The organism is Mumia flava (assembly GCF_002797495.1).
GTDB classification, from domain to species: Bacteria; Actinomycetota; Actinomycetes; order Propionibacteriales; family Nocardioidaceae; genus Mumia; species Mumia flava.
The window spans coordinates 1,332,316-1,345,651 of record NZ_PGEZ01000001.1 but is presented as its reverse complement, the minus strand read 5'-3'; the positions used below and the strand labels follow the sequence as shown (position 1 = coordinate 1,345,651).

The 13,336-nt window shown below is 71.7% G+C and carries 14 protein-coding genes; 10 read left to right on the top strand and 4 right to left on the bottom strand.

Going from position 1 to position 13,336, the window contains the following annotated elements:
• Positions 1-28 precede the first annotated feature (28 nt).
• Entirely contained in the window at positions 29-184 is a 156-nt protein-coding gene (locus CLV56_RS20540; protein WP_157805089.1) for a hypothetical protein, read from the top strand.
• A gap of 2 nt (positions 185-186) precedes the next feature.
• On the top strand, positions 187-459 hold the full coding sequence (locus tag CLV56_RS06380) for a DUF4235 domain-containing protein (RefSeq protein ID WP_039340789.1): 273 nt from the start codon (positions 187-189) through the stop codon (positions 457-459).
• Positions 460-487: 28 nt separating this feature from the next.
• Here CLV56_RS06380 and CLV56_RS06375 read toward each other — a convergent pair whose 3' ends face one another.
• The gene (locus tag CLV56_RS06375) at positions 488-949 is read right to left on the bottom strand and encodes an Lrp/AsnC family transcriptional regulator (protein WP_100414558.1); all 462 of its coding nucleotides are present in this window, start codon (positions 947-949) and stop codon (positions 488-490) included.
• A gap of 161 nt (positions 950-1,110) precedes the next feature.
• On the opposite strand from CLV56_RS06375, the gene ald reads away from it, so the two are divergent.
• The gene (gene ald, locus CLV56_RS06370; protein WP_039340792.1) at positions 1,111-2,226 is read left to right on the top strand and encodes an alanine dehydrogenase; all 1,116 of its coding nucleotides are present in this window, start codon (positions 1,111-1,113) and stop codon (positions 2,224-2,226) included.
• Positions 2,227-2,388: 162 nt separating this feature from the next.
• Here ald and CLV56_RS06365 read toward each other — a convergent pair whose 3' ends face one another.
• Both CLV56_RS06365 and CLV56_RS06360 read right to left on the bottom strand, forming a co-directional pair.
• Positions 2,389-3,483: an ornithine cyclodeaminase gene (locus tag CLV56_RS06365; protein WP_100414557.1), complete on the bottom strand. Its 1,095-nt coding sequence runs from the start codon at positions 3,481-3,483 to the stop codon at positions 2,389-2,391.
• A gap of 129 nt (positions 3,484-3,612) precedes the next feature.
• Positions 3,613-4,272, bottom strand: coding sequence for a GntR family transcriptional regulator (locus CLV56_RS06360; protein WP_157805088.1), 660 nt, complete (start codon positions 4,270-4,272; stop codon positions 3,613-3,615).
• Between the two features lie 163 nt (positions 4,273-4,435).
• Between CLV56_RS06360 and CLV56_RS06355 the strand changes: the two genes are divergently transcribed.
• The 7 genes from CLV56_RS06355 to CLV56_RS06325 are packed head-to-tail and all read left to right on the top strand — an operon-like array spanning position 4,436 to position 11,807.
• Positions 4,436-5,638, top strand: a complete 1,203-nt coding sequence (locus CLV56_RS06355) for a CaiB/BaiF CoA transferase family protein (protein ID WP_039340795.1) — start codon at positions 4,436-4,438, stop codon at positions 5,636-5,638.
• A gap of 12 nt (positions 5,639-5,650) precedes the next feature.
• Positions 5,651-7,738 (top strand): hydantoinase/oxoprolinase family protein, encoded by a 2,088-nt coding sequence (locus CLV56_RS06350; protein ID WP_039340798.1) that lies wholly within the window; start codon positions 5,651-5,653, stop codon positions 7,736-7,738.
• Positions 7,739-7,742: 4 nt separating this feature from the next.
• The gene (locus CLV56_RS06345) at positions 7,743-9,614 is read left to right on the top strand and encodes a hydantoinase B/oxoprolinase family protein (protein ID WP_039340801.1); all 1,872 of its coding nucleotides are present in this window, start codon (positions 7,743-7,745) and stop codon (positions 9,612-9,614) included.
• Complete coding sequence (locus CLV56_RS06340) at positions 9,611-10,246, top strand: isochorismatase family protein (RefSeq protein WP_211287995.1); 636 nt, start codon at positions 9,611-9,613, stop codon at positions 10,244-10,246. Before CLV56_RS06345 ends, CLV56_RS06340 begins: the two co-directional genes overlap by 4 nt.
• The gene (locus CLV56_RS06335; RefSeq protein WP_039340804.1) at positions 10,243-11,142 is read left to right on the top strand and encodes a hydroxymethylglutaryl-CoA lyase; all 900 of its coding nucleotides are present in this window, start codon (positions 10,243-10,245) and stop codon (positions 11,140-11,142) included. The genes CLV56_RS06340 and CLV56_RS06335 overlap by 4 nt, the downstream gene beginning before the upstream one ends.
• Positions 11,143-11,188: 46 nt before the next feature.
• On the top strand, positions 11,189-11,419 hold the full coding sequence (locus CLV56_RS06330) for a hypothetical protein (protein ID WP_039341049.1): 231 nt from the start codon (positions 11,189-11,191) through the stop codon (positions 11,417-11,419).
• Positions 11,406-11,807: a type II toxin-antitoxin system VapC family toxin gene (locus CLV56_RS06325; RefSeq protein ID WP_039340807.1), complete on the top strand. Its 402-nt coding sequence runs from the start codon at positions 11,406-11,408 to the stop codon at positions 11,805-11,807. The genes CLV56_RS06330 and CLV56_RS06325 overlap by 14 nt, the downstream gene beginning before the upstream one ends.
• Positions 11,808-11,818: 11 nt before the next feature.
• Here the strand turns inward: CLV56_RS06325 and CLV56_RS06320 are convergent, their stop codons facing one another.
• Positions 11,819-13,243, bottom strand: a complete 1,425-nt coding sequence (locus CLV56_RS06320) for a phytoene desaturase family protein (RefSeq protein WP_039340810.1) — start codon at positions 13,241-13,243, stop codon at positions 11,819-11,821.
• Between the last annotated feature and the right edge of the window lie 93 nt (positions 13,244-13,336).

Genomic DNA, 13,336 nt, shown 5'->3' with positions numbered 1-13,336 from the left:
TGTCCGGACACGAGAAGGAGACGGTGGCATGGTGGACGACATGATGAGCGTCGGTGATGGCGGCAAGACCGAGCCGGAGGGGGACGACCCGGTGACCGACCCGGACACCGACCCCCGCACGAGCCCGCAGACCCCGCAGCCCGGGGAGCCGTACCCCGAGGACCAGCCCGAGGAAGAGGACTGAGCATGCCGAGTGCAGCGAAGCTGGCGTACCGACCCGTTGGCATCGTCTCCGGGATCGCGGGCGGGATGGCCGCCGCGGCGATCTTCAAGAAGGTGTGGGCGAAGGTCGACGACTCCGACGAGAAGCCCGATCCGCTCTCGTCCGCGTACGGGTGGCGCGAGATCCTGCTCGCCGCCGCGATCCAGGGGCTGATCTACGGGGTCGTGAAGGCGTCGATCGACCGGGCGGGCGCTCAAGGCTTCCACCGGTTCACGGGGGAGTGGCCGGGCGACTGACCACGCCGTACGGCCGGCTGCGCGCGGCTCACACCGCCAGCGGCGGCCGTACGTGGCTGAAGATCAGGCTCGTGTGCGTCCCGGCGACCTCGCGGCGGCGGCTGATCGACCCGACGACGAAGTCGCGCAGCGCGTCGCCGTCGGGTGCAGCCACGTGGATCTGGAAGTCCTCGGTGCCGGCGAGGAAGTAGACGTTGATGACTCCGGGCAGGGTCGTCAGGTAGTGCTGGAACTCCTCGATCTGGTTGCGGGCGCTCGGCTGCAGCCGGATCGAGATCATCGCCTGCAGCGGTCGCCCGAGGGCGGCGAGGTCCAGCTCCGCGTGGAAGCCGCGGATCACTCCGGCGTCGATCAGGCGCCGGGTGCGCGTCAGGCAGGTCGAGGGCGCGATCCCGAGCCGTCGGGCGAGAACGTTGTTGGCGATCCGGCCGTCGGCCGCGACCTCGGAGAGCAGGCGGTGGTCGACGTCGTCGAGCTCGATCTCGGACATGGCGAACTCCGTTCGGTGGTACGGCGCCGGGTGCCGGTCCGGACCGAATCTAGTTCGTCCAGGATGCCATCACATCGTTTCAGATTCACGAATGTCCCATGTGGTCGAAGATTCCCCCGACGATGGGGGGAGCTTCAGCCAGGCGTTCAGGAGGGACCGCGATGAAGATCGGCGTGCCGAAGGAAGTCAAGAACCACGAGTACCGGGTGGCGATCACCCCGGCCGGCGTGCACGAGCTCGTCGCCGGCGGCCACGAGGTCGCCGTGCAGGCCGGCGCAGGCCTCGGTTCGTCGATCACCGACGAGGACTACCTCGCCGCGGGCGCGAAGATCCTCGAGGACGCCGACGCCACGTGGGCCTTCGGCGACCTGATCCTCAAGGTCAAGGAGCCGGTGGCCGAGGAGTACCACCGCATGCGTGCCGGCCAGACGCTCTTCACCTACCTCCACCTCGCCGCCGACAAGCCCCTCACCGAGGAGCTGATGCGCCGCAACGTCACCTCGATCGCGTACGAGACGGTGCAGACCGGCAACGGCGCGCTGCCGCTGCTCGCCCCGATGTCCGAGGTCGCCGGCCGCCTCGCACCGCAGGCCGGCGCCGCGCACCTGACCCGCTCCGGCGGCGGCCGCGGCGTGCTGCTCGGCGGCGTCTCCGGCGTCCGTTCGGCGAAGGTCGCGATCATCGGTGCCGGCGTCTCCGGCATGAACGCCGCCGCGATGGCCGTCGGCATGCAGGCCGACGTCGTCCTGCTGGACCGCGACGTCGACAAGCTCCGTGCCGCCGACGCGCTCTACCAGGGCCGGCTCGAGACCGTGACGTCGAACGCGCTCGAGGTCGAGCGCGCCGTGCTCGACGCGGACCTCGTGATCGGCGCGGTGCTGACCGCGGGCGCGAAGGCCCCGACGCTCGTCTCGAACGAGCTCGTCTCGCGGATGAAGCCGGGCTCGGTGCTCGTCGACATCTCGATCGACCAGGGCGGATGCTTCGAGGACTCGCGCGCGACCACGCACGACGACCCGACGTTCCGCGTCCACGACTCGGTCTTCTACTGCGTCGCGAACATGCCGGGCGCGGTCCCGCACACCTCCACCTACGCGCTCACGAACGTGACCCTGCCGTACGCGGTCGCGCTGGCCGACAAGGGCTGGCGTCAGGCGTGCGTCGACGACGACGCGCTCGCGCTCGGCCTGTCCACCCACGGCGGTGCGCTGACGAACGCGTCGGTCGGTGCCGCGCTCGAGCTCGACGCGATCAGCATCGCCGAGGCGCTCGCCTGATCCATCCCTGACCCCGGACGGCGGGGCGGTGACCAGGGAACCAGCCGCTCCGCCGTCCGTCGGAACGCGACAACGGCGTCGTGCGCGACAACGTCGAAGATCCGGGCCACATGCTGACCCGGATCTTCGACGTTGATGCGTCTGCGCGACGGCTGCCCCGGATCAGGCCGGCGCGACCATCCCGAACAGGTCCTTCGGGTCGTCCGGCTCGGCGATCAGGTCGAGCTTCGCCTCGTACGAGGTCCCGCGGACCGCGTCGCGGACGAAGCGCAGCGCGGTGAAGTCCTCGATCGCGAAGCCGACCGAGTCGAACACCGTGATCTCCTCGGCCGAGCGGCGTCCGGCCAGCTCGCCCGCGACCACGCGCCAGAGCTCGGTGACGGCGAAGTCACCGGGCATCTGCTGGATCTCGCCCTCGACCCGGGTCTGCTCCGGGTACTCGACGAAGACCGACGCGCGGTCCAGGGTCGCCGCGTCGAGCTCGGTCTTGCCGGGGCAGTCGCCGCCGATGGCGTTGATGTGCACGCCGGCGACCACGTCGACGTCGTGCAGGACGGTGGCGTTGCGCTTGTCCGCCGTGCAGGTCGTGATCACGTCGGCGCCGGCCACGGCCTCGGCCGCGCTGGAGGCGACGACGATGTCGAAGCCGAGCGGCTCGAGGTTGCGGACGAGCTTCGCGGTCGCCGCAGGGTCGGTGTCGTAGACCCGCAGGCTCGCGATGCCCAGCACGGCGCGGAACCCGAGCGCCTGGAACTCCGACTGCGAGCCCGTGCCGATCATCGCCATCGTGGTCGCGTCCGGGCGGGCGAGGTGCCGAGCCGCCATCGCGGAGGTCGCGGCCGTCCGCAGCGCGGTGAGCAGCGTCATCTCCGACACGAACGTCGGGTAGCCGTGCGCCACCTCGGCGAGCACGCCGAACGCGGTGACGGTCTGGTGGCCGGTGAGCGGGTTGTTGGGGTGGCCGTTGACGTACTTGAAGCCGTACTCGACGCCGTCGCTGGTCGGCATCAGCTCCATGACGCCGTCGTGGCTGTGGACGGCGTGACGAGGGGACTTGTCGAACTGCGGCCACCGGGCGAAGTCGCGCTCCAGCGCCTCCGCCATCGCACCGATGATCCGCTCGGCGCCCTGCTCGGCGATCCAGCGGCTCATGCTCGCCACGTCCACGAACCCCACGCTGCTCGAGCGCGGATCCGCCACCGCACCCCCGGAGCGCGGAACCGTCGTGGGGCGCGGCGCCCCCGTCATCAGCTTCATCGACGACCTCCTCGTCTGTCTCGTCACGACCGACGGTATGCCGCACCTCGTTGCGCGACGACCATGATCCGTTGCGCAGATGGGGGGACGATCAGCGGTTTGTTGCGCAGCGGCTCGGGGATCGGAGCGTCAGGAGGCGGAGAGCAGGCGACCGCGGATCGCGACCCAGCCGTGTCGGATGTGCGACCGCATCACGGACTCCGCCCAGTCGGCGTCACCGCTGCGCAGCGCCTCGAGGATCTCGCGGTGCTGGCCGAGGCTGCGGGTGAGCTCGGTGGGGGTGTAGTGCGCGAACGTGCTGTGCACGATCGGCACCTGCACGAGGGACGAGAGGAGCCCGCCGAGCCTGCGGCTCCCCGACGCGGTCACGACGGCCGCGTGGAACTCGTTGTTGAGCGAGGTCACCGTGTCGATGTCGCGGACCGTGGCCGCGAGCTCGATCCGTGACGCCAACCCCTCGAGCACCTCGAGATCCAGCAACGGCGACGTCGCGGCGAGCCGCGCGCCGACCGGCTCGAGCAGCCCGCGGAGCTCGAAGATCTCCTCCAGGTCGTCGAGGCTCCAGTCCTGGACCTGGACGCCGCGGTGCGGCTCGTGGCGGACCAGGCCGTCGGCCGCGAGCCGCCGCAGAGCCTCCCGCACCGGCGTACGGCTGACACCGAGCTCGCCGGCGAGGTCCTCCTCGCGCAGCCACTCGCCTCCCCGGCGCCGGCCATCGAGGATCTGCGAGCGGATCGCCTCGTACGCGCGTGCGGCGTTCGCACCGCTCTCCGCCTGCCCCGTGGTCATGGTCGGCCACGCTACCAGGGCTCCGGGTGGCGAGCGGATGAACGATTGGATACAACCTGAGACGGGCATTGACGAAGATCACACTCGAGTCCTACGGTTCTCAGCATCGACTGCGGCAGCCAGCAGTCAGTGCTCCTTCAAGTTGTATACGAATGAGGTCTTCGTGACGGTTCCCGCCGCCCCCTTGTCCGACATCCGCGTGATCGAGATGGGCCAGCTGCTCGCCGGCCCGTTCTGCGGCCAGCTGCTCGGGGACTTCGGCGCCGACGTCGTCAAGGTCGAGGACCCCGGTGCCGGGGACCCGATGCGCCAGTGGGGTCGCGAGAAGCCCCACGGCCAGTCGCTGTGGTGGCCGGTGGTCGCCCGCAACAAGCGGTCGGTCACGGCGAACCTGCGCGACGAACGTGGACAGGACATCGTGCGCGAGCTCGTGGCCCACTCCGACGTCCTCGTCGAGAACTTCCGTCCCGGCACGCTCGAGCGGTGGGGACTCGCGCCCGAGGACCTCTGGCAGATCAACCCTCGGCTCGTCATCACTCGCGTGACCGGCTTCGGGCAGTCCGGCCCGTACGCCCGTCGCGCCGGCTACGGTTCGATCGGCGAGGCGATGGGTGGGATCCGCTACGTCACCGGCGACCCGGACAAGCCGCCGGCGCGGGCGGGCGTCTCCCTCGGCGACTCGCTGGCCGCGACCTTCGCGTGCGTCGGGACGCTCGTCGCGCTGCACGCACGGACGAGCTCGGGCCGCGGTCAGGTCGTGGACGCCGCGATCTACGAGTCCGTGCTGGCGCTGATGGAGTCGATGGTCCCCGAGTGGCAGATCGCCGGCTACCAGCGCGAGCGCACCGGGACCGTGCTGCCGAACGTCTCGCCCAGCAACGTCTACCCGACCCGCGACGGCGAGTCGATCCTGATCGCCGCGAACCAGGACACCGTCTTCCGCCGGCTGGCGGCCGTGATGGAGCAGCCCGGGCTGGCAGAGGACGCGCGGTACGCGACCCACGGAGCCCGGGGCGCCGCGATGGACGAGCTCGACGAGGTGATCGCGCGCTGGACCGCCGGGATCGACGCGGACGACCTGCTCGGCCGGCTCGAGCAGGGCGGGGTGCCCGCAGGGCGGATCTACCGCGCGCGCGACATGCTCGCCGATCCCCACTTCGCCGCGCGGGACGCGATCGTGCGGCTCACCCACCCGCAGTTCGGCGAGTTCCCGGTGCAGAACGTCGCGCCGAAGCTCTCGGAGACGCCGGGCGCGGTCCGCCATCTCGGACCCGAGCTCGGCGAGCACAACGACGACGTCTACCGAGACCTGCTCGGCATGGACGACGACCAGCTCACCACGCTGCGCGACGCCGGCGTGATCTAAGGAGGAGGACGCATGACCTATCGGCTCGGCGTGGACGTCGGAGGCACGTTCACCGACATCCTGCTCGTCGACGAGAGCTCGGGGACGACCTACCGCGCGAAGACACCGTCCACCCCCGACGACCAGTCCGTCGGAGTGCTGCGCGGGATCGCGCAGGCTTGCGACGCGGCCGGGATCGGCCTCTCCGACGTCGGGGACGTGACCCACGGGACGACCGTCGCGACCAACGCGATCCTCGAGGGCAAGGGCGCACGGGTCGGCCTGGTCACCACACGCGGCTTCCGGCAGGTCCTCCAGATCGCCCGCTCGTTCGTCCCCGGCGGTCTGGCGGGCTGGATCATCTGGCCGAAGCCCGAACCGCTCGCCGCCCTCGAGGACACCGTCGAGGTCACGGGGCGGATCGGGGCGGACGGCTCGGTCGTCGAGGAGCTCGACGAGGCCGACGTCCGCACCTCGTTGGAGAAGCTGCGCGGCCAGGACATCGAGGCGCTCAGCATCAGCCTGATCAACTCCTACGCCAACCCGGACCACGAGCGGCGGGTCGCGAAGATCGCCGCCGAGGTGCTCCCCGACCTCCCGGTCTCGGTCTCGTCGGCGGTCCTTCCCGAGCTGCGCGAGTACGAGCGCACGGTCACGACGGTCGCGAACGCGTACGTCCAGCCGCGGGTCGCGCGCTACACCGCCAACCTGGGTGAGCAGCTCGCCGACGCCGGCGTCTCCGGCTCGCTGTCGATCCTGCGCAGCGACGGCGGCCTGACCTCGGCCGGTGCCGCCGCCGACAACCCTGTCTCGCTCCTGCTGTCCGGCCCGGCCGGCGGCGTCACCGGCGCGGCGTGGGTCGCCGAGCAGGCCGGGTTCACCGACTTCCTCAGCTTCGACATGGGCGGCACCTCCACGGACGTCGCGCTCGTGCAGGACGGCAAGCCCCGGATCGGGCGCGAGACGACGGTCGGTGACCTCAACGTCCGTGCGACCTCGGTCGACGTCCGTACGGTCGGGGCGGGCGGCGGCTCGATCGCGCACGTCCCCGAGCTCACCCAGGCGCTGCGCGTCGGACCGCAGTCCGCGGGCGCCGTGCCGGGCCCCGCTGCGTACGGCAACGGCGGGGCCGAACCGACCGTCACCGACGCGAACGTCGTGCTCGGCTATCTCCCGACGTCGCTCGCGGGCGGTGAGGTCACGCTCGACCGCGAGGCGGCGCTCGCGGCCGTACGCACCATCGCGGACGCGACCGACCTGGACAGCCCGGAGGCGGCGGCCGCCGGGATCTACGACATCGTGAACGAGAACATGCTCGGCGCGCTGCGTCTGGTCTCGGTCCAGCAGGGGTTCGATCCGCGCGACTTCGCGCTCGTCGCCTTCGGTGGGGCGGGCCCGCTGCACGCGAACGCCCTCGGCAGGCTCACGGGCGCGTGGCCGGTGATCGTGCCGCCGTCGCCGGGCGTGCTCTGCGCCTACGGCGATGCCACGACGTGCATGCGCGACGAGGCCGTCCGCACCCTGATGCGGCCGTTCTCGGCCCTGGCCGACGGCGACCTGCGCGCCGAGCTGCACGAGCTCGCCGACGAGGCGCGGGCCTCGCTGCTCCGCGAGGGTCTCGGTGCCGACGAGATCACCGTCGGCTACGCGGCCGACCTGCGCTACCACGGCCAGGGGTTCGAGATCCCGGTCCCGGTCGACATCGAGGCGTTCGACGGCGAGGGCGGCGGTCTCGCGTCGCTGCGCGCGGCCTTCGACGCCGAGCACGAGCGCCTCTTCTCGTTCCTGCTGGAGAACGAGCACGAGATCGTCACGGTCCGCGCGACCGCGACGGGGCCGCGCCCCGCTGTCGGCGCGGCCGTGCTGGAGTCCGCGGGTGCCGACCCGTCCCCCGCTCGGGTCGGCACCCAGCGGGTCTGGGTGGACGGGGGCTTCGCCGACGCCGACGTCTACCGCCGTGACGCGCTGCTCGCCGGCAACGTCGTGACCGGACCGGCGATCGTCACCGAGATGGACTCCACCACGCTCGTCCTGCCCGACCACGCCGCGACGGTCGATCCCAGCGGCAGTCTCCTCATCCGCCCCGTCGACCAGGCCGCTGAGAACGGCACGGAGGGCTGAAACCATGGCTGAGATCATCCAGAGCAACCAGGCGCCGTTCGAGAAGCACGACGTCGACGTCGTCACCCTCGACCTCGTCGAGAACGCCTTGCGCAACGCGCGCTACGAGATGGACGAGGTGCTGTTCCGGACCGCGCTGTCGCCGGGGATCCGAGAGCAGCACGACGAGTTCCCGCTGATCGGCGACCCCGACGGCAAGATGGTCGTGGGCCAGTTCGGCCTCTCGATCCCGGACTTCCTGGAGAACTTCAGCGGGACGATCGAGGAGGGCGACATCCTCCTCACCTCCGACCCGTACTCCTGCGGCGCCGCGATCAGCCACGCGAACGACTGGCTGGTCGTGATGCCGGTCTTCTTCGAGGGACGGATCGTCGGGTGGGCCTCGATGTTCGGGCACATGTCCGACGTCGGCGGCAAGACCCCGGCGTCGATGCCGACGGACGCCCGCACGATCTACGAGGAGGGCGTGGTCATCCCGCCCTTCAAGCTCTACAAGGCGGGCACGCTCGACGAGGACGCGCTGCGGATCATCCTCAACCAGGTCCGCAAGCCCGACTGGAACCGCGCGGACCTCAACGGGCTCGTCGCGGCGTGCAGCACGGCGGCGCGACGGGTGCAGGAGCTGTGCGCGCGGTTCGGCCCGGACACCTACGTCTCGGCGCTCGACGCGCTGCTGGACCGCAACTACCGGGCGATGAAGGTGCTGCTCCAGGCAGTCTTCGCCGACGGCGAGACGCTGTCGTTCACGGACTACATCTGCGACGACGGCGTCGGCTACGGGCCGTACGAGCTGAAGCTGAGCCTGACGCGGCACGGCGACAAGGTCCACCTGGACTTCACCGGGAGCAGCCCGCAGGCCCAGGGCCCGATCAACTACTTCATCAACGAGAACCTCGTCCGGATGTTCTTCGGGATCTACATGATCACCGTGGCGGACCCGCAGATCCTGTGGAACGACGGGTTCTACCCGCTGGTCGAGGTGACGATCCCGGAAGAGTCCTTCTGGAAGCCGACCTACCCTGCTGCGCTGAACGCGCGCAACCACGGGATCGGCCGCGTCTTCGACCTGTTCGGCGGCCTCCTCGGGCAGACCAACCCGGACCTGCTGAACGCCGCCGGCTTCTCCTCCTCGCCCCACTTCATGTACTCGGGCCGCTACAGCGAGGGCGAGCGCAAGGGCGAGTGGTTCCAGCTGTACTCGATCGGCTTCGGCGGCATCCCCGGCCGCCCGGTCGGCGACGGGCCGGACGGACACTCCCTGTGGCCGTCGTTCGTCAACATCCCCTGCGAGTACCTCGAGTCCTACTACCCGCTGCGGATCGAGGCGTGGGAGACGGTCTCCGACACCGGCGGCGCGGGTCTGCACCGCGGCGGCAACGCGGTCGACGTCGCGTACCGGTTCCTCGAGCCGGGCACCATCGCGATCCACGACGACCGGTGGCTCACCTACCCGTGGGGAGTGAACGGCGGGACGCCCGGCGCTCGCGGCCGCAAGTGGATCGAGCGGGCCGACGGGTCGCGCGAGATCCTCCCGAGCAAGGTGCACGACGTGGCGGTGGGGCGCGACGACGTCCTGCACTTCGTCACCTGGGGCGGCGGCGGGTGGGGCGACCCGCTCGCACGCGATCCCGAGCTGGTGGGGCTCGAGGTCCGGCGCGGGCTGGTCACGGCCGACGGCGCCCGCCGGTACGGCGTGGTCTGCGACGAGTCCGGCTCGGTGGACGCCGACGCGACGCAGTCGCTGCGCGCCGAGCTGGCCGCGGCTCGCCCCGACGTGCTCCCGACGTTCGACGCAGGCCCGCCGCTCGAGACGATCCTCGAGCGCTGCGAGGAGGAGACCGGACTGCCGGCGCCGAAGCCGCCGGTGCCGCTGTGACCGACGGCGTGCTCGATCCCGGGCTGTTCCCCCCGGGGCTCGGGGTCGAGACGCTCGCCGCCGGGCGCCGTCCGGCGGTCATCATGGTCGACCTGATGCAGGCGTACTTCGAGCCCGGCTGCGCGTTCGACCTCGGCTCGACCGCGGTGCTCGGACCGGCGGCGTCCGTCCTCGCGGCGGCGCGTGCCGGTGGGCACCCGGTCGTCCACACCCGGGTCGAGTTCGACCGTGCGACGGCCGACGCGAGCGTCTTCGTACGCAAGGTGCCGTCGCTGCGCGACCTCGCTCCGGGGGCGCGGCTGGGTCGTCTGCGCGACGAGGTGGCTCCGACGGGCGACGAGCCGGTGGTGGTCAAGCAGGCCGCCAGCGCGTTCTTCGGCACCTCCCTGGCCGAGGACCTCCACGAGCGTGGCGTCGACACGGTCGTGATCACGGGCGTGTCCACCAGCGGCTGCGTCCGGGCGACCGCAGTGGACGCGCTCCAGCACGATCTGGTGCCGGTCGTGGTCTCCGACGCCGTCGCCGATCGTGCGCCGGGTCCGCACCACGCCACGTTGTACGACCTGCGGTCGAAGTACGGGAGCGTCGTCGACGCCGCCGGGGCCGTTCGCTACCTGGAGAGGACAGCATGAACCAGCAGGTGGAGATCTGCGAGGTGTCGCCGCGCGACGGCCTCCAGAACGAGTCCGTGGTCCTGAGCACCGAGGTCAAGCTCGAGCTGATCCGCCGGGCGATCGTGGCGGGTGCCCGCCGGATCGAGGCAGTCAGCTTCGTCAACCCGAAGCGCGTCCCTCAGATGGCCGACGCCGAGGACGTGATGGCGGGCGTGGACCGGTCCCTCGGCGTCTCGTACATCGGCCTCGTGATGAACGAGCGGGGACTGGACCGTGCGCTTGCGGCCGGCGTCGACGAGATCAACGCCGTCGTCGTCGCCACCGACACGTTCTGCGGCCGCAACCAGGGCATGACGACCGCCGAGGCGTGCGACGTCGCGGCCACGCTGGTGGACCGCGCCCGCGAGGCCGGGATCGGGACCAGCATCACGATCGCCGCCGCGTTCGGCTGCCCGTTCGAGGGAGACGTGAGCGCGGAGCGCCTCGACGACGTGATCGCGCGGGTCGTGGACGCCGGTGCGGACGAGATCGCGCTCGCGGACACGATCGGCGTCGGCGTTCCCGCCCAGGTCACCGAGCGGCTCGGGCTGCTCGCGCGACGGGCAGGGGAGGGTGTCGCGCGACGCCTGCACCTGCACGACACCCGCAACACCGGGGTCGCGAACGCCGTCGCCGGTGTCGCGGCCGGGGTGGACGTGCTCGACGCGAGCATCGGGGGCGTGGGCGGATGCCCGTTCGCACCGAACGCCACCGGCAACGTCGCGACCGAGGATCTCGTCTACACGTTCGATCGCAGCGGCATCACGACGGGTCTCGACCAGGCCGGCCTGATCGAGTCGGCCGGTTGGCTCGAGGAGCAGATCGGTCGTCGCTTGCCGAGCTCGTTGCTGCGCGCGGGACCGTTCCCGGGCTGAGGCCACCTGACTTGTGTTCTGGCGCTACAAGCGCCAGAATGGCGCCATGCCGAGCGTGCAGATCAAGGACGTCCCGGTCGAGACCCACGCGGTGCTGCGCCGCCGCGCCGCGATCGCGCACCAGTCGCTGCAGGAGTACCTCCTCGCTCGCTTGATCGAAGAGGCGAGTCGCCCGACCCTCGACGAGGTCCTCGACCGGGCCGGTGGACGCTCGGGCGGTCGGCTGCCCTTCGACATCGCGGTCTCCGACCTCCACGACGACCGTGCTGGTCGTTGACGCCAGCGTGCTCGCCCCCGCGCTCGCGGATGACGGCCCGCACGGGGACGTCGCGCGCTCGCGGCTGCGAGGACAGCAGCTGAGCGCACCGGGGCTGATCGACCTCGCGGTCGTGAAGGTGGTCCGTCGTCGATGGCGGGCCGGGGACATCGATGCGCGGAGGGCGGGTCTCGCGCTCGACGACCTGGCCGCGATGCCGATCGAGCGTGCGCACCACGTTTCGTTGCTGGCCCGGGCGTGGGAGCTCCGCGACAACCTGACCCCGTACGACGCCGCGTACGTCGCACTTGCGGAGGTGCTGGAAGTGCCCCTGCTGACGGCGGACGCACGGCTGGCGCGATCCCCCGGTCTGCGGTGCGGTGTCGAGGTGGTGAGCGCCGGGTCCTGACGCGGACCCGCTCACAGCCGTGACAGCGCCGACTCCGCCGCGTGCAGTCCGCACAGCCCGTGCACCCCGCCGCCCGGCGGTGTGGCCGACGAGCAGAGGTACACGCCGTCGACCCCGAGCGTGTACGGGTCGAGTGCCCAGCGGGGTCGCATCACGACCTGGAGCGGGGTGTTCGCGCCGGCGCTGATGTCGCCGCCGACGTAGTTCGGGTTGTACGCCGCCAGGTCGGCGGGGCCGCGCCGCGCCGCGGCGACGACCCGCTCGCGGAAGCCGGGGGCGAACCGCTCGATCTGCGCGAGGATCGCCTCGGTCGCGTCACCGGTGAAGCCGTGAGGCACGTGAGCGTACGCCCACAGCGGGTTGAGTCCGTCTCCCGAGCGCGAGGTGTCCGCGAGGTACTGCTGGCCGACCAGCACGTACGGGCGCTGCGGCATCCGTCCGCGCACGACCTCGGTCTCGGCGGCCGCGATCTCGGCGGCGGTCCCGCCGAGGTGGACCGTTCCCGCGCGACGGACGTCCGCGTTGGTCCACGGCACGTCGCCGTCGATCGCGAGGTCGAGCTTGAACGCCGCCGGCCCGTACCGGAACCGCGTCAGCGCCCGCCGTACGCGCGGTGGCATCCGCTCGCCGACGATCCGTACGGCCGCGTCCGGCGCGGTGTCGAGCAGCACGACGTCGGGTGTACGGCCGGTCGCGTCGCGGAGCTCATCCAGGGCGGTGACGCGCACGCCGGTGGTGACGGTGCCGCCGAGGTCGGCGAGCAGCGCGACCAGCGCGTCCGAGATCGCGCGCGTGCCGCCGACCGCGACCGGCCACCCGGCTCGATGGCCCGCAGCCGAGAGCAACAAGCCGACGGAGGACGACATCGGTCGGTCGAGCCGGCCGAACAGGTGCGCTGCCACCCCGGCGAACAGCCCCCGTGCAGGCTCGTCGGCGAACGCGCGCACGAGCCACGTCACCGGCAGGGCCGCGCGCAGCCCGAAGCGGGTCAGCGCGACCGGGTGCCGCGGCACGTGCAGGATCGGGCGCAGCACGTCGGCCGCGAGCGTGTCGAAGTCCGTCGCGACCCGCCCCACGATCCGCCGCCAGGCAGCGCCGTCGGGCCCGAGCGAGTCGAGCGTGACGTCGAGGGTGCGCGACAGCAGACCGGCGCGACCGTCGTCGAGGGGATGCGCGAGGTCGATCTCGGGCCACGCCCAGGCCAGCCCGTACCGGTCCAGACCCAGTGGCGCCAACGCCTCGGACAGCACGCCGAACGGGTGGAACGCGGCGCAGTCGTCGTGCAGCAGCCCCGGCGCGGTGAGCTCGGACGTACGGGTGCCGCCGCCGGGCCGGTCGGCGGCCTCGAGCACCGTCACGTCGAGACCGGCCTGCGCGAGCCGGATCGCGCCGACGAGCCCGTTGGGTCCGCTCCCCACGACCACCGCGCTCGTCACCGGACCCCCTCCGTACGCCGTTTCTCGACCGTACTGCGTCGTCCGGAGCGGATGCCGCCGGAGCGTGTTTGCTGCGACCCACCCCGTACGGCA